Origin of the sequence: Fructobacillus apis (assembly GCF_023893635.1) — a bacterium.
GTDB lineage: Bacteria > Bacillota > Bacilli > Lactobacillales > Lactobacillaceae > Fructobacillus > Fructobacillus apis.
In genome coordinates, this window is sequence record NZ_JAMWYK010000001.1 from 110,056 (window position 1) to 127,399 (window position 17,344).

Consider the following 17,344-nt stretch of genomic DNA (forward strand, 5'->3'; position numbering starts at 1 on the left):
CTGGTCGCCCCGGACTTTGACAGCCGGCGGAGCCATCTGGATACGAACCAAGGCGCCCCAGCAATTCTGCTAAGGCGCCTCATTTTCGATTACTTACAAATTCAAGTTTTCTAGCAGCTTCACCTTGGTGACTTCACCGGCGTAAAGCGTCTTTACCGAACCGTCGTCCTGTTTGATTTCAAGACCAGCTTGGTCCGAAACGCCCTGTACCTCACCGGCGATGACATCTTGTCCGACTTGAACGGACACCGATTTGCCAATGAGGAGGGAGCGCTTGCGATAGTCTTCCAGGTAACGACCATCCAAGTAGTCGTCCCCCATCTTGATGAGCGCGAGCGTGAACTGGGCGAGCAGCAAGTTCCAGTCGACCCAAGCTTCCTTGGTGGTCAAGACGGAACCAGCTTTCTGCGAAATCTCATCCGGATAGTCAGCCGGTAAGATGTTCACGAAGAAGCCAATCACGAGGGCCGTGTACTGCTGGGTTTCCATGTCGAAAACCGCTTCGGTGATGATACCACCGACCTTGTGGCGGTTGATGATCAAATCATTCACCCACTTCAGGTCGACGGAAACTTTTGGAAAGTTTTGCTCAATCACCTGGGCAATGACAACGGCCGCCGATGTGGTGAGCAAGCTGGCCACGACCTGGTTCTTTTCCTTAATCGGCAAGGACAAGGAAATGTAGAGCCCGTGGTCCTTTGGCGCAAAGAAGGCGCGACCGCGACGACCGTACCCCGCGCCCATCGTCCGTGAGGAGAAGAGCGTGGGGTTTTCAGCGGGATGCTTGGCCAAGTAGTCCTTGGCATCGGTCTGTGTGGAGGCGGTATTTTCGACAATTTCAATCTTGTCGAAGGCCTGCTTGCCGTGGCTCAGACCGTTCAAGTAGTGGGTCACAACCCGCTGGTCGATGTGGTTGGAACGCATGTAGGCGTAGCCCGTCTTCTTCTTAGAAGTGATGACGTGCCCGTCTTTTTGCAGGGACTTCACGGCCTTCCAGACGGATTCACGGCTGATGTCCAAGTCCTGGGCCAGTTGGTCACCAGAAACATAGGAACCAACGTGTTCCAGGAGGTCTTGTAAGACTCGGTCTTTTGTTTTCAACTTTGCGTCTGCCATGGCAATCTCCAACGTGTTTTTGCTTACTCTTACTTTACCCGACTTTGGATGGCCGTGGCAACTGTTGTGGCGATAAAGACCTTAATCATGTCGCCGGGTACAAAGGCCATGTTTCCAAGGTAGGCCTTGAAGAAGTCCATGTGGGCCACGTGAGCCAACCAAGCGGATCCCAATCCGAAGACCAAGACCATGTCCAAGATGAAAATCAAGGCAAATGAGAGGAAGAAGTTTGGCATCAAAGCGCCTTCCTTCTTCGGAACAAAGCGGGCCAAGAAGGCAAAGGCTGCTGGTTGGAACAACCAGGCCCAAATGTATCCGGCCGTTGGTCCGACCAAGGAAGCCATCCCACCGTGTCCACCGGTCAAAACAGGCATTCCGATGGCAATCATCATAATGAAGATGGCCATGACAGCTGAACCGCGGCGTGCGCCAAGGAGCAATGAAATGAGCATGACCGCGACGTTTTGCAAGACAATGGGAACGGGGATGAAGCCGACGGGGATGGCAGGCACCATCGCAAAGACAATGAGGAGGGCCAAAAAGACCGCGTCAATGGTTAAGTTACGTACTTTTGAATGATTCATAATTCTCTCCTTAAATTAAGTAACCTAATTATATTTATAAGGGTTACTAAAAGTCAAGCCCGCCCCTGACTTTTTCGGGCACAAAAAAAAGGAATCCCCTCGGGATTCCTTTTATATCAAGCGCTTTACTTTCGTTCTTGAATCGTGAAATGACGCTTTTTCTTGGCAGTTTTTGGCTTACCGTCCTGATTTTGGGCTGGCTTTTGCTGCTTTTGATTGTTGTTTTGCTTTGACTTCGCCTGGGCCGATTGCTTTTTCTGGTTGGGCTTGTTGGCAGAAGCCGGCTTGTTTGGCGCCGCTTGCTTCTGACCTTGGCCCTGGCCCTGCTTTGACGCAGCGTCCTTTGGCTTACGGTTATTCCGGCGGCGTCGGCGCTTCTTGGGCTTACCATCCCCCTCGTTTCCACCTGCGTTTGGCTTCGTCCCTTGGTTTGGCTTTGCACCTTGATTGCTTTGGTTTGGTTTTGCCGCCGGTTGATTCTTCTTTTCTTCGTCCTTGTTCTTGGTCGTGAAGCGGTGGCGACGCTTGGATTGCCCTTGCTTCCCCTGCTTCTTTTGCGCTTCCTGCTTCTCGTTTTCACGTTCGGAACGGCGCTTCCCGTTTGGACGGTTCTTTCGGTTCGAATGGTTGTTCTTGCCGTTTCCATTTGAACCGGACTTTTTGTGCTTCTTTTGAGAAGCCTGGCGTTCCTTGCGCTTTTGTTCTTGCTCTTCTTCCCAGTAGGCCAGGTAGTCCTTGGCCGCGCGTGGACGGAAGGCAACGGTTTCGTTTTGCAAGATGAAGTACGGCGCACCGAAGTTTACCGTTTCGTACAGGTAATCGGCCAGCGTGTTGATCTTCTGGTCGGCTGGCACCTCTCGCTCTTCGTGGTAGAAACCACGGAGGCGAAGCTGTCCAGCGGACAGGTCACCAACGATGTAGTCGTATTGCTTCAACAAAGGCGTGTAGCGGAGTGCCAAACCTTCTTCTGAAAAGGCTTCCTTAAAGTCATCCACCAACACGAGCTTCATGCCGTCAACGCCAATCTCGTCACCAAAACGAGACACGTCGAATTCGGCCTGCCGCTTTTGTTGTTGCTCGATTGTCTTATCTTTTAAGGTTGCGTGATCCATCGAATTACTGACAGTTTAAAACTGCTTTTCCTCTAGTTTTTGATAGTAGTCGGCCTGCATTTCACGCAGGAGCGTTGCTAAGTATATCTCGGCTGGCGCCTCGTCGACCATCGTAAAGAAGTCGAGCCAACGGTAGTGGTCCAGAGTGGCGAGGTCGTAGTGCTTCTCATCCTCCACCACTTCGCCGTTGTAAAGCAGATTGCCTGCTTCGTCGACGCCAAGACCGGCTGTCACCATTTTACCAAAGACTTTGCCCCGGAAACCGGAACCTTTGATTTTTTGGGTGAGTAATTTGCCCGCCTTCTTCTCCCATTCAGCCACCCAGGCCTTCAGGTCATGACCGGAAAGCGTGAGTTTCATGGGATGAATGGAATGTGGAATGTCCTTTAGGAAGGTGTACTTGGACTTTGGCCCAGCCGGCAAATCGTTTAAGAAAAGACCGGTTGAGGCGATGGCAACGGGCAGGTCCATGAAGTCCTTCAGGGCTAAAAGACAGTCCTGTGCTTGCTCTTCTTTGGTAATGGCCTTTTCGTAGGTCGTGGCCATGATGGTCTCTTCTTGGTCGATTCCCTCTTGGTCGATGTCAGCGACCCATTCGGCGTCACCTGATTCTTCCGGCAGGTCGTCCGTATCGAAGGCCTTCACCCAGACGTTAGTCACCTTGTGATTGTCGTCCAGGGTCATCTTTACTTGACCGACATTTGCGCCGTAGCGACCGGCAGCTGCGAGCCAGGTACCGTTATCGAGTTCCCCGTCAGGCAGCAAGTGGTGTGTGTGCGCACCGATGATCAAATCGATGTCGTAGTCCTTGGCGAGGTCACGGTCAACGGGCAGTCCCAGATGGGAAAGTAGGATGACGACGTCGGCCTGTTTTCGCATCTCGGGGAGGTAGCGGTCCAAGACGTCTTCGGGTTCTTCGGGATACCAGTCAAGCGTGTGATAGGTCTGCATATATGGCGCCGTCATTCCAATCACGGCAATCTTGGCACCGTTTGCGGAATTATAAATCTTGTATGGCTTGGCCCAGGCTGGCTGAGTCCGGTCAGCGCCGTCCTTCATGTTTGCCAAGAGAACGTCGAACTTGGCCTTGTCGTAAAGGTGGTTCAGTTCGTTGTGGGGCATGACGAGGCCTTCGTTGTTACCAATCGTGACGGCGTCGTAGTCGGCCTCGTTTAGAATGTCGATGTTGGCCTTCCCAAGTGTGATGTCGGTCAACGGGTGGAAACGGTCGATGGCATCCCCAATGTCAAAGCGGAAGATGGTGCCGTTTTCGTCGGTCCCCTTCAGCAAAAAGCGCTTTATCTTTGGCCAGGGGCCGAAGTGCGAATGCATGTCATTGGTGTGTCTGATGTCGAGTGTTTCCATGTTGCCCTCCTTAACTTTTATCTTAACATTATTTTGGCGTACTTCTCTTAAATTTCATCTAAAAATGGGTAATAAAAAAAGTCGCTGCCACAGGCAGCGACTAAAACGTCTTAGCGTTCGATGACAAGCAGTTCCTTTGGAATCCCTGACGTCAAAACTTCATGACCGTCTTCTGTTACAAGCACGTCGTCCTCAATTCGAACACCACCCTTGCCCTGCAAGTAGATGCCGGGTTCAATCGTTAAGAGGTTACCCGCAACGATTTCGTCGGATGAGCGCGTGGACAAGACTGGTCCTTCGTGAATGTCCAATCCGGCACCGTGTCCCGTTGAGTGGTTGTAGTATTGACCGTAACCCTCGTCTGAGATGTAGTCACGTGTCACGGCGTCCACTTCAGACGTGGACAAGCCAGGCTTCAAGACGTCGATGCCGTCCTTGTTGGCCTGCAAGACAATCTCGTAAATCTTCTTCAATTCGGGATCAATTTCGCCCATGGCAATGGTACGGGTCACGTCGGACGTGTAACCGTCAACGTAGTAACCAAAGTCAATGGTGACCAAGTCTCCCTTTTCCAACTTCTTGTCCGTTGCGGTTCCGTGGGCCATCGCTGACCGGGCACCGGATGCCACAATCGTGTCAAAGGATGGCTTGTCGGCTCCGTATTCCTTTTGCAAGGCGTCCAAGCGGTTGGCGACTTCGCGTTCCGTCATACCGACCTTGATTTCTTCCATCAATTGGTTGAAGGCCTTTGTTGAGGCGGCAGCGGCCTTGCGCAAGGCTTCGGCTTCCGCTTCGTCCTTCACTTCACGAAGGGCTTCAACGGCGCCTGGAATGGCGTCGAAGGTCACCTTCATTGGGAGCAAATCTTCGACTTGTTCGTAGATGGCGTATGGCATGTCGGCTTCGAATCCGAGCTTCTTGATACCCATAGCTTGTACCTTGCGAACGGCTTCTTCATAGTAGCCACGCGTGATGGAAAGGGAAACACCTTGAGGCAAGGTGTCCACGTATTCGTTTTCGTAACGGGCGTCCGTGATCAAGACGGCGTCGGCCAAGGAGACAACCAAGGCACCATCCCCCGTTCCACCAGAGAAACCAGTCAAGTAGTTCATGTTTGAACCGTTAGTGATGAGCAAGCCGTCCAATTCCAACTGCTTCAACAGCTTTTGTAGCCTTTCGATGCGCTTTTCAAAGTATCCCATGGTAAACCTCCAAATGTCTGAACGTTATTTTTATCTGTCTTCGTTTTTGTCATTGTAGCACAAGTTCTCATCCAATTCTCATAAAAAGGCGGAATCAATCAAAATTGCACAAAAAAAGCAGCCCGAAGGCTGCGTTTTCTCAACAAATTATGCATTCAACATCTTGTTGTATTCTTCCCGAGTATAAACGGAAACTTGGCGCTTTTCGCGACCCTTACGTTCGAACTTAACCACTCCGTCAGTCAATGCAAACAACGTATCGTCGTTTCCACGCTTAACGTTAACACCTGGGTAGATGTGCGTTCCACGTTGGCGGTAGATAATTGATCCAGCCGTCAATGCTTGTCCGTCGGCAACCTTCGTACCAAGACGACGACCCGCTGAGTCACGTCCGTTGGCAGATGATCCACCTCCCTTGTGGTGGGCAAAGAGTTGTAAGTTATCTTGATTCATCAACATAAGTCTATTCTCCTTTTACAGTGATGATTACGCGATGGAATCAATCGTCACGCGCGTGTATGGTTGGCGGTGTCCCTGCTTCGTGTGGGAGTGCTTCTTAGGACGGTACTTGAAAGTAACAACCTTCTTTTCCTTACCTTGCTTTTCCACAGTAGCAGTAACCTTAGCACCTTCAACAAAAGGTGTACCGATCTTTGAGTCGGTCAAGACTACTTGGTCGAAGACAACCTTGTCTCCTTCTTGGGCGTCCAACTTTTCAACAAAGATGGTATCACCTTCAGCGACCTTGTATTGCTTGCCGCCAGTAACAATAATTGCGTATGCCATTATTGAATTCTCCTTTTATACTTAGACTCACCAATCCGAGGCGGTTTTAACAACGATCTTTCAACCTGAATTGTGTGGTTGTAGCTGCGCTAACAACTCATTAAGTATAGCAGGGGACTTTAAAAATTGCAAGAATTAGCTCTGGATAAAGAATTCTTCTCCCCTATTCTGCTGGACATGGCAGGAAAAGTCAAAGAGGGCCTGGGCGGATTTTTTCGTTCTTCCCGTTGAGTTGCGCCAGAGCAGCTTGAATTCTTCCACCAGCTCTTCCGGTGGAAAGGGCATCCCCTCCTCCAACCACAGGGAGACGGCCGCAAAGTAGGCGGCCACCATCATTTCCCACTGGAACACAATCCGCGTCTTCATCGGTCCCGGCACCATGTCGAGCAAGGCGGTGTCCCGCTGCTTTCGCAATCGTTCAACCAACAGGTAGACAAGGCTCGCATCCTTATTATGGTTAAAAACGGCGTGGTAGAAGGTCCCCTTGTCCGCTACCTCTAGCAGCATGCTGTAACAGGAGAAGGTTCCCTCGCTGTGCTGCAGCAGTTGATCAACTAAGTGGCTGTTCACGTCGTAGATTAAATCCGCCTTGTTATTATAGTGCCGGTAAAAGGTTCCCCGGGTAATGTGGGCGTGAACCAGTAATTCTGAAATTGAGAACTTCTCCTTTTTCGTCATTAAAGCAATTGCCGAACTACGTAGTACTTGTCTCGAACGCAAGACACGTGCGTCCATTAATTTTTCCATGAGCTTTCTCCCATCGCTTTTTATTCGTGCTGAATAATCAACACTAATTCACGCTGAGTATAGCAAGGGTCAAGCCCAAAGGCTCTTTTTTGTACACGAAATGGCAAAAGAGGTCAAAAGCGCGTCCTAAACGACACTTTTGACCTCTTTTTCTTTTCTTTATTCAAGAAATAAGTTAACGAGTTATTACACTCTTTCGGCAATTTCCTTCTTTACGGAACGGGCCCATGGTGAGAACCACAATCCAAGAACGTCGTTACCTAAGTACAAGATGTACGTTGCGAAGAGAACCCAGTTGGCATCCCCTTGCAAAGCCGTAAGTCCCCAGAGGGAAACGGACATAATTCCTTGCAAAGTCCACATCCAGTATTGAGCGCGGTACTTTGAAATCGTCAACGTTGCACCGACGATACCAATCGTTGCGGCAGCCGCATCGATTTCAGGACGGGGAGCGTTGAAGACGTACGCGTCCATGGCAAACAACAAGATGTAGGCAACGATGGCCGTAACGACACCGATTACCCATCCGTTCTTATCCATGGCCTTGATCTTACGGTTCTGCCATGCGTTACCAAAGAGCATGAAGTTCAAGTCCAAGGTAACCAAGTAAATCATTTGCATCACGATGTCTGAGTAGTTGCGTGAGTGGAACGCAACGATTGAAATCAAGATGGCGGAAATGAATCCTAACAAACCGTTGATTCGACGGTTTGCCGTAATGGCCAAAGTACAAGTGAACCCGATGGCTCCCCCGAGCATTGACATCACTGACAAGTAGTTCAAGCCGTGGGCCAAACCAGTTGAGACGATGACAATAAGACCAATTGCGAGCCATACGTATGATGAACGGTCCCAACCTGAGAACCCTTCCTTATAGTATGACCAAGTGAAAATCTGCTTCATGTTTGCCTTAACTTCAGGCCAAGTGAAACCAGACTTTGTTTGTTGTTCTGCCATGTTTTCCTCCTGTATCGCGCGAAGATGGCTATTCGCGCAAAAAAATTAATGTACGCGCCCGAAGAGGTTGACCAAAATCACCCCGATAATGAGTAAAATCAGGCCAACAATCGTTTGCCAGTTCAAAGAGACTTTGAAGAGGAGCACACTTAAGCTCGTGATTATTAGTATACCACTCGCACACCAGGTGGCATACGCCAGGTGAACTGGAATGTAACGAACGACAATTGCTAATAAGAGGAATGAAACCCCGTAGCAAGCCAAAGTTAAGATTGTCGGTAACAATTTTGTAAAGCCGTCTGTCGAGCCGATTAACATGGTACCGCTGGTCTCAGCGGCAACAGCTAAAAATAGATAAAAATACGGTAACATTTCCGTCTCCTTTACTACCGGAATATTATCCTTTATTTACCAGAAATTAACAAGGACAACAATCGTCCCTAGACCGCTTTTATAAAAGTCTGAGACGCCCCCGATAAAAAGGCAACCAAGCCTTTAATTAGACTAGAAATGCCCTGTTCTTTCTGCTAAACTAAGTCCTGTGCTTTATGAATTTTTCGCGCTGGTAGCTCAGCTGGATAGAGCAGCCGGTTTCTACCCGGCAGGTCGAGGGTTCGACTCCCCCTCAGCGCATGATCAAACAGTCAGGCTTTCGCCTGGCTGTTTTTTATTATAGGTAGCCGTTCAAAGGTTGGCTACTTTCAGGGTGATTTAGGGCATAAAAAAATCCCAGACTCTTTCGCCTGGGGACTTGATGTACCTAAAGTTTATACCCTAATTCTTTCTTTGTAAACTACTTTAAACGTTCCCATGACAGTATTTTTATTCAATTTTTTTGTCTCGGTACTACTCTTTTTGGAAGCACAAATTATCACCCCTTTTTATTATCTTGGGTCGGGTCTGACTTTTATAGCTTGAGTGTCGTTTAGGGCGTGAACTGGTTGCTTTAAGACACCTTGCAATTTTTCTGAAGTCCCATACAATAAGGGGGAAGATTAAATTGAATTTTTAGATAAGAAAAATCGAAAGAGGAAACTATGGTCCAATACAATTTCGTAGTGGCTTCCGCTCGGGTCGAAACGAACGTTTCTTTACCCCTCGCCCCACGCGCAGGCGACGTCATCTCACTCACCACAGGCGTTGACACGCCCCACTACTTGGTGCAACGCGTTGAGCTGTTCGCCAACTCCGACGTCGTGAACGTCCACGTGCAACGCTTCCCTGATCAACTTTCAGCAAAGCTTGCCATCGACGGTTTCCGAAACACACGCGGCTTTGTCGAAACGGATAAATAAATAATTAAAAAAGGACTGCCATCCGGCAGTCCTTTTTTTGTTTCTTCAATTAGAAGTGAGCCTTAATCTTGTAGATTGGTTGCCCCTTGGCCAAGAACTTTTCTTCGTACTCGGTCTTGATGTTTCCTTCGACCTTGTCTTCGTCGGCGTGCAAGTCCAACGTGTAGTCTTCCGGCGTCCAGCGCATCCCGAAGTCCATGAAAGAAACCATGGAGTATTCAAACAAGTGACGGTTGTCCGTCTTGAATTCCACTTCCCCACCTTCAGGCAAGACAGCCTTGTAAGAGGAAAGGAAGGACTTGTAAGTCAAACGACGCGCTTCGTGACGCGTCTTTGGCCATGGATCAGAGAAGTTCAAGTAAATCTTTTGAATCTCGGCCTTTTCGAAGTATGTTTCGACTCCTGAACCGTTTCCGTAGATGTAACGGAGGTTTGGCAACACACCAACCTGGTCGTATGACTTACGACCAGCAATGGCCACTGCCGTTTCTTGAATTTCCATTCCGATGTAGTTGATTTCAGGGTGTGCCAAGGCCATCCCCAAGATGAACTGTCCCTTACCGGAACCAATTTCAACGTGGATGGGTTGTTCCTTGTCAAAGATGCCCTGCCAGTTGCCCTTCAATTCTTGGGCGTGGTCCTGTGTGATGACCAAGTCTTCGTGAGCTTCGAGCCATGGCTTAGCCCATGGTTTTGAACGTAAATGCATAATGTTATCCTCTATTATTTAAGATTTTGTTTGAAGTAAAATCGGTCGAGTACGACCGTAGTGACCAAACCAGCTACCAAGACGATGGCCGCTGCCTGCACGCCTTGCAATGGTAGCAAAGCGATGCTTAATAGCACGGTGACAAAGCCGTTGATACTGGTGAGCACGCGACGGAAGTCGCTTTGCTTTTTTTCCTTATCGGCAAAGAGCAGGTCCGTCCAAAGGACCGCTTCGACCTTTTCGTAAAACGGCAGGAGCTGCTTGCCCATCAAGTAGATGAGCAAAGCGGTCAACGCGGCGAAGAGCCAAGCGCTTGTCGAATCAACCGCCAAAAGCAACACGTAAAAGACCAGCACTTGTCGTACCACCAAGTTCAAACCGGACTGGCTGCGGAACAGCTTCTTCCAGATGAGCTGCTGGTAGGCGGATTGCTTGCCGAGACAGTTGACGATAACGTCGAGGTAGGCGCGACGCTTGCTACTGCTTTGACGGCCCGGCACCTGAGCAAAGAGTGAGAAGAAGCCGTAGCGCTTCCCTTCCTCTTTTTCCGCCAAGGCGATGGCGTTGTAAAAGCTAATTGTTCCCCGCTTCTTCATGTAACGCGTCTGGTAGACACGCAAGAAAGCAAAGAGAAAGGAGAAAAACAAAGCAATCGCTTCCACCCACACGTTCAGGTAGATAAAGCACCAGAGCGTGATAAGAGCGATTGTCCAGTTGACGCGGGCCAAAAGCTTTGGCTGCTCAGCCAACTTGGCTGAAATCAAGCTTGCCACCTGTCCTTCAATCATGGCGACCTTCAAAAAGAGCACCAATAAGAAGAGCAAGAAGGCAGACACCCAGTCCATGTCCGTGTTTGCGATGATGGGCAATGATACGATGAAGAATATCGCCTGCCAGAAAACTGAAAGCACGAATGAAAAGACCTTTGCCTGCTTCAAGTAACCGTGAACGAGCAGTCCATCCCCCGCCGACAGAAAGACGGCGTCGGCTTTTTTGAAGTAGGTCTGCAGGTTACCAAAGAGTAAGCCAAGCGACAACCAGACAAAAAGGGCGAGTTGCCAGTAGGTCCAGCCTGTGCTGCCAATCGTCAAATCCTGGTTCATGACCGAGCGGTAAACGAGTACCGCCCCACCAAAGGCAATCATCAAGAAAATCAGAAAGTGGTCGTTGAAAAGCAGCTTCAGATACTTTTGATTTTCCTTCAGGCTCTTACCCCGTCTCAGTGCGTATAAGTCGCGTAATTCAATTGTGGCATCTACCTTTTTCATGAGAAGAGGTCATCCAATTGGTCGTTTCCGCCGTTTTTTTCCTTGACGAGATCATCAGCAGTTCCCGCAAAGGTCAAGCCACCCTCTTCTAGCAAGAGGAAGTTGTCAACGTACTTCTTTGCCTGATCCAACAAGTGGGTTGTGAGCAAGACAGCCGTACCGTTTGCGGCCTTTTCCTTCATCAGGTCAATCAACTGCTTTTGAGCCAGGACGTCCAAACCGAGGAATGGTTCGTCGATGACCAAAAGTTGGCTGTCCACCGCAAAGGCGGCAACCAGCAGCACCTTTTGCTTCATCCCCTTTGAGAAGTGGATGGGCAGCCAGTGTTCCTTGTTGTCCAAGCGGAAAATTGCCAAAAGCTCTTCGACACGGCGCCAGTGCGTGGCATCGTCTTGGCCGTGTGAGGAAAGCATCAGGTGAAGGTGCTCGGCCAAAGTCAGCTCTTCGTACAAAATGGGCTGCTCGGGGATGTAGGCCAAAAGCTGCTTGTATTCAAAGGGCTGCGTGGCCAGGTCACGACCATCGAGACTAATGGAGCCGCCCAAGAGGCGTCCCTGCCCGATGACCTGCTTTAACGTGGTGGACTTTCCAGCGCCGTTCAGACCAACTAAGGCGACAATTTGCCCGCTAGCAACTGTAAAAGTCAAATCCGACACGACGGTTTTGCCGGCATAGCCAGCTTTTAGATTGTTTACTTGTAATCCCATGTTCTTTATTATAACAGGCTCTTCAGCCTTTGCTATAATAGTTGTAGAAAAACGTGAAAAGGAGCCACACAATGGTCGACATTTTTGACAAGATTATCGACGGTGAAATCCCGTCTTACAAGGTATATGAAGACGAATACGTCCTCGCCTTTTTGGACATCTCCCAGGTGACGCCAGGTCACACGCTCTTGATTCCTAAAAAGCACGTGGACAACATCTTCGACTACGACGAAGAAACAGCCAAGCACGTGCTCTTGACTTTGCTAAAGTTGGCGAAGGCCATCAAGGCGTCGGATGCGTCGATTGCGGGGATGAACATCACCTCAAACAACGGGGAAGCCGCTGGTCAAACGGTCTTGCACTCCCACTGGCACTTGATTCCTCGTTTTGAAGACGACAACTTGAACGAAACCCTCGTTCCTACCATTGACCACTCAGCTGATTACGCAGCCGAACGCTACCAAGCAATCGCAGACGAAATTAAGAAAGAGTTCAAATAATCCATGGCATTTAACAAGATCAAAAACCTCGCATCAAACTTGAAGGACGTGAACACCTTGCAAAAGAAAGCCAAGGTTCAAGTGAAGGTTCTTCAAAAGTCGATGGAAGGGACCAAAAAAGACATTGAAGACGTCCAACGTGGCGTTGAACGTTTAAACTTCAAGAACAAGGCGCCCCTTGCTCGCATCCAAGAAACCTTGGACCACATGAAGAAGAAATAAGCAGCTTCTTTTCTGCAGGTCGTTGCCTTATTCAGAATGGGAATGTGACATTTCCTATTGCCTGGCACTTCCTGGTCTTTTCTATGTTAGAATGATAAAGATTAACAATTGAAAGAAGGACACACTATGCCCCGCAAAGTAATTTTGGGTGTTTTGGCTGCTGTCTTCATCGCTGGTTTGACATTCTTAGCCGTGAACGGCTCAAAGACGTTAGCCACGACGGACAACGGAAAAATTACCCAGGCCGACTACGTGGACGAATTAAAGCAGTCTTCTGCTGGTCGTCAAGTATTCGCCCAAATGGTGATTAACAAGGTCTTGGACAAGAAGTACGGCAAGCAAGTGACCGACTCTGAAATTGACAAGTCCTTCAACAACATGAAGTCCCAGTACGGGGAAGAAAAGTTTAAGTCTTACTTGTCTCAAAACGGTATGACGACAAAGCAGTTCAAGCAAAACCTGCGTGACAAGCAAGTTATGCAATTAGCCGTGAAGGCAAACTACAAGCCAACGCGCGACCAATTGAACCAAGCTTACGAAGAATACGTGCCTGACACAAAGGTTTCTTTGATTACCACAGACAACGAAGACGACGCCCAAGCGGCCATCGACGCTTTGAACGACGGTGCCGAATGGGACGATGTCTTCCACCAGTACTCAAAGCAAAACGCTGCCGTATCTGGTACTGGTCAGTTGCCTGCCTTTGATTCGACGAACACAACCATTGAACAAGAGGTTCGCATGGCCGGCTTCAACCAGGGCGAAGGCGCTTACTCCGAAACCCCTGTTAAGGGTTCAAAGGGTAACTACTATGTTGTTCGCATGGACCACATGGATGAAAAGCCAGCCCAGGAAAAGGTTGAATCAAAGTTGAAGGATAAGTTAACCAACGACTTCATCAACGATTCAAAGAACCAAGACGAAATGAAGAAGATTATCGGTAAGCTCCTGAGCGCAGCCGACGTTAAGGTTAAGGACTCTGATTTGAAGGGTGCCTTGTCCGGCTACATGAAAGCGGCCGTTTAACGAAATGAAAAAGCCAGTCCGTAAGGACTGGCTTTTTGTGTGTTTTAAGCGCGCCGTAAGGGGCGCGTTTTTTCATGGGCAAAGTCAGTGACGACCTCCTAAGAATAGGCGTTCAAATCCACCTTCTTCTTTCCTTCCACTTCCGGGTTAAACGTCCAGAACAGCACCTGCTGATCAAAAGCAATCTCTTGCATCAGCGAAAGTGCCCGTTTTCTCTTCTCATCATCCAAGTGCACGAAGGCGTCGTCCACCATAATTGGGAAGCTTTCCTTCAGCTCAAGCGACGTGGCCAGTGCCAAACGCAGCGCCAAGTACACAATATCCTTCGCCCCCGCCGACAACTCGTGGATAGCAAAGCGACTCTCCGCCTTCCCTGCCACACTCAACTTGCCGTCTTCCAGCACGATTTCCTCGTAGTCGCCTTCCGACAGCTGGGCCAGGTACGCGGAACCCTGTACCAGCACCTCGTCCGACAGGCGGTCCTGCTTTCCTAAGAACGCCTGGTTCACGACCGGCACGAGCAAACGCTTCGCCAGGTAATCCGTGAAGCCGTCCTTCATGTAGGCCATCTGGTTCTCCATCTTTTGATCCACGGCCGAAAGACTCTCGTCCCCAGCCAGGGAATTGAGCTCCACACGAGCGTCCTCCAATTGATTCTGGAGTGCGTCCTGCTTTTTCTTTTCAGCCTGTAAGTCGGTCTCTTTGCTTGCCAAAGTCTCGTTCAAACGAGCGTCAACTTTTTGGGTATCCCCTTGGCATTCCTTTTCGATGGCCTGGACCTTTTCCCAAAGCGCCTCACCAACCTGGTCGCGCGCGGCATTTTCGCGGTCCTTCGACCGTTGCATCTGACGTTGCTGTACTGAAAAGGCCTTGAAGTCGTCCAAGGTCTCGAAACCAAAGCGGTTCAAGTTCAGCGCCAAACGCTTCTGCGCGTCTCCTTGCTTCTGGTACAAGTCAGCCTGCTGTGTCGTCGCTTCATCCAGACGAACGAAGGTGCGGTTTTGCCCCTCGCTCTCCTCCTGGGCCAAGTACTGCTGGACCACTTGCAGAATCCGTTGGCTAGACTCGCCTTGGATGGCTTCGGCCTGGGCTTTCTGTCCAGCCGCTACCATGGCGTTTAAGACGGACTGCGTGAGCGTCTGCTGCTGCTCGCTTGTTTCGCGTCGTTCGTGACGCTTGGCGACAATGGCTTGCAACTCAGCCTGCTTTTCAAAGACCTCTTCCTTCGTGAGTGGCGCAAAGCGGTCGAGTATGTCCTTGGCACGCTTGTTCTCCAAGGTAAAGTGCGCGGCCACGGCGATGAAAGCGCAGCTTAACACGAGACCGAAGGCTAAGGAGAGCACGAAGCCGGCTGCGGCAACCAAGGCAGTAATAACCATCGGCCAGACACCGTTTCGGCTTTTGTCTAAAATGAGTTCCTCACGTCGGCTGAGGGGTTCCGGAATATGACCACCAAAGGTTTCCTCCGCCTGGCTAAGTTCCTGATTCAGCGTGAACAAGCGGTCCAAGTTTTGTGATAGGGCCTTGCACTTCTGCTTCAAGTCGCTGGTGTTCCTCTTCCCCTCGTTTGCTTTGAGTTGGGCTTGAAGTGTTGCGAGATCCTTGCCGTTTTTCTCGATTTGCTCGGACAGCCACTTCAGCTCGGATTCGATGTTGATGGCTTCCTCTAAGGCGGGCTGCCAGTCTTGGTCGGCCAGCTGTGCGGCTTGAACCGTAAAATTGGCAGGGCTAGCCGTGGCGGCCGGGTTTTCTGACGCGTTTGGAGCGTCCTCCGACTGCTCGGAGCGGTTCTGTTTGTATATGGCCCAGGCCTTCTTGAGTTCGAGGCTTGCCTGGTAGTCGGCCTGTCTTTTAGCAACGGCCTGCTTGGCTGCGTTTTGCTTCTCGCTGACTGAAAGCACTGCCTGCTCGGCACGGCGATAGTCGGCCAATCCGGACTGCTTCTGCTTTCTCTCGTTTTCGAGTCGGCCGTAGTCCTTGATGGCGAGGTTCAATTCGCGCTTACTGGTGACACTTTTTCCGAAGCGTTTAGCGGCTTCTTTGTCATGCCCTTGCGCCCAGTTCAAGAAGCGTTGGGCCTGCGGTTTCGTGAAGGACAAAAGCGTTTGCTCTAAGTCAACCTCGGTCAGTCGCTGGACTTCGCCCAGCTCGACCTCGTTAAAGGAGTAAATGTTTTGGTAATCCTCTTTTGTTAGCGGGGAGAAGAGGTCGTTCAGGAATTTCTCAGGGTTTGGCATGTCCATTCCCGTTTCCCTTTCGGTCACGGAAAGCTTGGATTGCACGCGACCCATCCGTGTGATGCGGAAGGCACCCTTTTGACAGTCGATGTCAACAAAACCTCCGTACTTAGCGCCGGAACGTGGCTCGTACAGTTGGACGTTGGCTTTTCCTCCCGTTGGAAAACCAAAGAAAACCCCGAGTACGAAGTCTTTCAACGTGGACTTTCCCGCCTCGTTTTGTCCGTAAAAGACCTGCCAGTCCTCTAAGTCGGTAAAGGTCACGTTGGACCATTTCCCGAAACCGGAAATCGTTATCTGCTTAATCTTCATGACCTTCACCTCCTTCCAACAGGACCGTTAGGCGGTCTTTAATCGCTTTCTTCCCTTCGTTGCTTAAGAAGTACTGGCGTAATTCAAGGGGCACCTGATTGGTCAACAGCGCCGCCAATACATCGTCTTCTTGTAAGACGTCCTGAACGGCCTCGTCGAATGACATCGAGGCAAAGGCCGGCTTTTCGGTCTTTTGTTCATGTACCACGCTCACGTTGACCGGCCAGACCGGATGAGCGAAGTTCAGGCTTTGAACCTGCTCTAAAAGCTGGCCCTTGGCGTCGGCTGAGTGCAAGTCATCCCCGACTTCTCCCGTCATCGCAACCGACAGTAAGGTTGGCTGATCTGTCCCGGCGTTTTTAAGCCTTGAGACCAAGGCGTCAAAGGATGGTACGTCCTCGTATTCGACCTTGTCCCAGAGCACCTGCGTGAAGTCCAAAAACGTTGGCGTTAGCTCGCCTTGGTCGCTCGTCTGCACGAGGTAGCAGCCCTTCTGCCCAAGCTCCTTGCGGTTGAGTCCTTGCAAATTACCGGAGTAGGCAATGAAGGGCTTTTCGTGCAGGATTTCTCGTTGGTGGATGTGACCAAGCGCCCAGTAGTCATAGCCCTTTTGGAGCATGTCTTGAAGCGAAAAGGCCGCGTATTGATCCCGGCCGGCCTGGCCAAGGGAGCCGTGGTAGAGTCCGATCTGGTAGTCAACGTTGGCCGCACGCATGGGATAGGTGGAAAGCCGGTCCGTCTTTTCCATGCGGTCAGCATAAGAAAAACCAGTAAAGGCCACCTTCTCGCCCGCACGGGATGCCAACACGACCGTCTCCACTTCGTTTCCAAACACGTGCACGTTTTCCGGCCATGACCGTCCCTGCTCGTTTTGCGCTTGGTAGTCGTGGTTTCCGTATGACAAAAGCACCTGGATGCCCGCCTCGTCCAAGTCCAAAAAAGCCTGGCTCAAGGTTGCCTCAATCTTTGCCGAGTTCCCCGAACCGTGCAACAAATCCCCCGGAAAAACCACGAAGTCCACCCGGCGTTCGATGGCGCTGTTCACCATCGCCCGAAAGGCGTCGTAGGTCGCGTTCAGCACGGCCTTTTCAAATTTCTTATTCAATTGCCGGCTCAAACCAGAAAAGGGATTGCCCAGGTGGACGTCCCCCGCGTGAAGAAATGAAACCATTTGTGCCTCCTCTTGCAAACAGGTGTTC

19 protein-coding genes, 1 tRNA gene and 1 other annotated feature are annotated in these 17,344 nt (G+C 50.4%); of the genes, 5 read left to right on the plus strand and 15 right to left on the minus strand.

The window, feature by feature from the left end; all coding sequences use genetic code 11:
* Positions 1-93: 93 nt before the first annotated feature.
* The 10 genes from NFX39_RS00510 to NFX39_RS00555 all read right to left on the minus strand — a co-directional run bounded on the left by NFX39_RS00510 (position 94) and on the right by NFX39_RS00555 (position 8,241).
* Positions 94-1,116 carry a biotin--[acetyl-CoA-carboxylase] ligase gene (locus NFX39_RS00510; RefSeq protein ID WP_252442009.1) on the minus strand — a complete coding sequence of 341 codons (1,023 nt, stop codon included), beginning with the start codon at positions 1,114-1,116 and terminating at the stop codon, positions 94-96.
* 29 nt (positions 1,117-1,145) lie between these two features.
* Positions 1,146-1,700 carry a biotin transporter BioY gene (locus NFX39_RS00515; RefSeq protein ID WP_252442010.1) on the minus strand — a complete coding sequence of 185 codons (555 nt, stop codon included), beginning with the start codon at positions 1,698-1,700 and terminating at the stop codon, positions 1,146-1,148.
* A gap of 125 nt (positions 1,701-1,825) precedes the next feature.
* A complete protein-coding gene (locus tag NFX39_RS00520; protein ID WP_252442014.1) occupies positions 1,826-2,812 on the minus strand; it encodes a YutD family protein in 987 nt (328 codons plus the stop codon).
* Between the two features lie 15 nt (positions 2,813-2,827).
* A complete protein-coding gene (locus NFX39_RS00525; protein WP_252442015.1) occupies positions 2,828-4,177 on the minus strand; it encodes a bifunctional metallophosphatase/5'-nucleotidase in 1,350 nt (449 codons plus the stop codon).
* A 110-nt stretch (positions 4,178-4,287) separates the two neighbouring features.
* Positions 4,288-5,379 carry an aminopeptidase P family protein gene (locus tag NFX39_RS00530; RefSeq protein ID WP_252442016.1) on the minus strand — a complete coding sequence of 364 codons (1,092 nt, stop codon included), beginning with the start codon at positions 5,377-5,379 and terminating at the stop codon, positions 4,288-4,290.
* 147 nt (positions 5,380-5,526) lie between these two features.
* On the minus strand, positions 5,527-5,838 hold the full coding sequence (rpmA, locus tag NFX39_RS00535) for a 50S ribosomal protein L27 (RefSeq protein ID WP_274705056.1): 312 nt from the start codon (positions 5,836-5,838) through the stop codon (positions 5,527-5,529).
* 27 nt (positions 5,839-5,865) lie between these two features.
* Positions 5,866-6,165 (minus strand): 50S ribosomal protein L21, encoded by a 300-nt coding sequence (rplU, locus tag NFX39_RS00540; protein ID WP_010690655.1) that lies wholly within the window; start codon positions 6,163-6,165, stop codon positions 5,866-5,868.
* 13 nt (positions 6,166-6,178) lie between these two features.
* Positions 6,179-6,255: a sequence feature (ribosomal protein L21 leader region), on the minus strand.
* 45 nt (positions 6,256-6,300) lie between these two features.
* Positions 6,301-6,912 (minus strand): TetR/AcrR family transcriptional regulator, encoded by a 612-nt coding sequence (locus NFX39_RS00545; protein WP_252442017.1) that lies wholly within the window; start codon positions 6,910-6,912, stop codon positions 6,301-6,303.
* Between the two features lie 186 nt (positions 6,913-7,098).
* Positions 7,099-7,869: a nicotinamide riboside transporter PnuC gene (gene pnuC / locus NFX39_RS00550; protein WP_252442018.1), complete on the minus strand. Its 771-nt coding sequence runs from the start codon at positions 7,867-7,869 to the stop codon at positions 7,099-7,101.
* Positions 7,870-7,914: 45 nt separating this feature from the next.
* Entirely contained in the window at positions 7,915-8,241 is a 327-nt protein-coding gene (locus tag NFX39_RS00555) for a DMT family transporter (RefSeq protein WP_252442019.1), read from the minus strand.
* Positions 8,242-8,428: 187 nt separating this feature from the next.
* On the opposite strand from NFX39_RS00555, the gene NFX39_RS00560 reads away from it, so the two are divergent.
* Both NFX39_RS00560 and NFX39_RS00565 read left to right on the plus strand, forming a co-directional pair.
* A tRNA-Arg gene (locus NFX39_RS00560) sits at positions 8,429-8,502 on the plus strand.
* A 404-nt stretch (positions 8,503-8,906) separates the two neighbouring features.
* Positions 8,907-9,164, plus strand: a complete 258-nt coding sequence (locus NFX39_RS00565; protein WP_252442021.1) for a hypothetical protein — start codon at positions 8,907-8,909, stop codon at positions 9,162-9,164.
* Between the two features lie 49 nt (positions 9,165-9,213).
* Here NFX39_RS00565 and trmB read toward each other — a convergent pair whose 3' ends face one another.
* From trmB to NFX39_RS00580, 3 genes are read right to left on the minus strand one after another with little or no spacing between them, the layout of a single operon-like run.
* Complete coding sequence (trmB, locus tag NFX39_RS00570; RefSeq protein ID WP_252442023.1) at positions 9,214-9,873, minus strand: tRNA (guanosine(46)-N7)-methyltransferase TrmB; 660 nt, start codon at positions 9,871-9,873, stop codon at positions 9,214-9,216.
* Between the two features lie 14 nt (positions 9,874-9,887).
* Positions 9,888-11,141, minus strand: a complete 1,254-nt coding sequence (locus NFX39_RS00575) for an ABC transporter permease (protein ID WP_252442024.1) — start codon at positions 11,139-11,141, stop codon at positions 9,888-9,890.
* Positions 11,138-11,848: an ABC transporter ATP-binding protein gene (locus NFX39_RS00580; protein ID WP_252442025.1), complete on the minus strand. Its 711-nt coding sequence runs from the start codon at positions 11,846-11,848 to the stop codon at positions 11,138-11,140. Before NFX39_RS00580 ends, NFX39_RS00575 begins: the two co-directional genes overlap by 4 nt.
* A gap of 71 nt (positions 11,849-11,919) precedes the next feature.
* Between NFX39_RS00580 and NFX39_RS00585 the strand changes: the two genes are divergently transcribed.
* The 3 genes from NFX39_RS00585 (at position 11,920) to NFX39_RS00595 (ending at position 13,596) form a co-directional block, all read left to right on the plus strand.
* Positions 11,920-12,348: an HIT family protein gene (locus NFX39_RS00585; RefSeq protein WP_252442027.1), complete on the plus strand. Its 429-nt coding sequence runs from the start codon at positions 11,920-11,922 to the stop codon at positions 12,346-12,348.
* 3 nt (positions 12,349-12,351) lie between these two features.
* Complete coding sequence (locus tag NFX39_RS00590; protein WP_252442028.1) at positions 12,352-12,570, plus strand: hypothetical protein; 219 nt, start codon at positions 12,352-12,354, stop codon at positions 12,568-12,570.
* Between the two features lie 126 nt (positions 12,571-12,696).
* Positions 12,697-13,596 (plus strand): peptidylprolyl isomerase, encoded by a 900-nt coding sequence (locus NFX39_RS00595; protein WP_252442030.1) that lies wholly within the window; start codon positions 12,697-12,699, stop codon positions 13,594-13,596.
* 98 nt (positions 13,597-13,694) lie between these two features.
* Here the strand turns inward: NFX39_RS00595 and NFX39_RS00600 are convergent, their stop codons facing one another.
* Positions 13,695-16,145: an ATP-binding protein gene (locus tag NFX39_RS00600; protein ID WP_252442032.1), complete on the minus strand. Its 2,451-nt coding sequence runs from the start codon at positions 16,143-16,145 to the stop codon at positions 13,695-13,697.
* Complete coding sequence (locus NFX39_RS00605; protein WP_252442034.1) at positions 16,135-17,316, minus strand: DNA repair exonuclease; 1,182 nt, start codon at positions 17,314-17,316, stop codon at positions 16,135-16,137. Before NFX39_RS00605 ends, NFX39_RS00600 begins: the two co-directional genes overlap by 11 nt.
* Positions 17,317-17,344: the final 28 nt, after the last annotated feature.

Coding starts and splice junctions, on each gene's coding strand:
- NFX39_RS00510 (WP_252442009.1), bottom strand. CDS start 1,116: ATGGCAGACGCAAAGTTGAAAACAAAAGACCGAGTCTTACAAGACCTC.
- NFX39_RS00515 (WP_252442010.1), bottom strand. CDS start 1,700: ATGAATCATTCAAAAGTACGTAACTTAACCATTGACGCGGTCTTTTTG.
- NFX39_RS00520 (WP_252442014.1), bottom strand. CDS start 2,812: ATGGATCACGCAACCTTAAAAGATAAGACAATCGAGCAACAACAAAAG.
- NFX39_RS00525 (WP_252442015.1), bottom strand. CDS start 4,177: ATGGAAACACTCGACATCAGACACACCAATGACATGCATTCGCACTTC.
- NFX39_RS00530 (WP_252442016.1), bottom strand. CDS start 5,379: ATGGGATACTTTGAAAAGCGCATCGAAAGGCTACAAAAGCTGTTGAAG.
- rpmA (WP_274705056.1), bottom strand. CDS start 5,838: ATGTTGATGAATCAAGATAACTTACAACTCTTTGCCCACCACAAGGGA.
- rplU (WP_010690655.1), bottom strand. CDS start 6,165: ATGGCATACGCAATTATTGTTACTGGCGGCAAGCAATACAAGGTCGCT.
- NFX39_RS00545 (WP_252442017.1), bottom strand. CDS start 6,912: ATGGAAAAATTAATGGACGCACGTGTCTTGCGTTCGAGACAAGTACTA.
- pnuC (WP_252442018.1), bottom strand. CDS start 7,869: ATGGCAGAACAACAAACAAAGTCTGGTTTCACTTGGCCTGAAGTTAAG.
- NFX39_RS00555 (WP_252442019.1), bottom strand. CDS start 8,241: ATGTTACCGTATTTTTATCTATTTTTAGCTGTTGCCGCTGAGACCAGC.
- NFX39_RS00565 (WP_252442021.1), top strand. CDS start 8,907: ATGGTCCAATACAATTTCGTAGTGGCTTCCGCTCGGGTCGAAACGAAC.
- trmB (WP_252442023.1), bottom strand. CDS start 9,873: ATGCATTTACGTTCAAAACCATGGGCTAAGCCATGGCTCGAAGCTCAC.
- NFX39_RS00575 (WP_252442024.1), bottom strand. CDS start 11,141: ATGAAAAAGGTAGATGCCACAATTGAATTACGCGACTTATACGCACTG.
- NFX39_RS00580 (WP_252442025.1), bottom strand. CDS start 11,848: ATGGGATTACAAGTAAACAATCTAAAAGCTGGCTATGCCGGCAAAACC.
- NFX39_RS00585 (WP_252442027.1), top strand. CDS start 11,920: ATGGTCGACATTTTTGACAAGATTATCGACGGTGAAATCCCGTCTTAC.
- NFX39_RS00590 (WP_252442028.1), top strand. CDS start 12,352: ATGGCATTTAACAAGATCAAAAACCTCGCATCAAACTTGAAGGACGTG.
- NFX39_RS00595 (WP_252442030.1), top strand. CDS start 12,697: ATGCCCCGCAAAGTAATTTTGGGTGTTTTGGCTGCTGTCTTCATCGCT.
- NFX39_RS00600 (WP_252442032.1), bottom strand. CDS start 16,145: ATGAAGATTAAGCAGATAACGATTTCCGGTTTCGGGAAATGGTCCAAC.
- NFX39_RS00605 (WP_252442034.1), bottom strand. CDS start 17,316: ATGGTTTCATTTCTTCACGCGGGGGACGTCCACCTGGGCAATCCCTTT.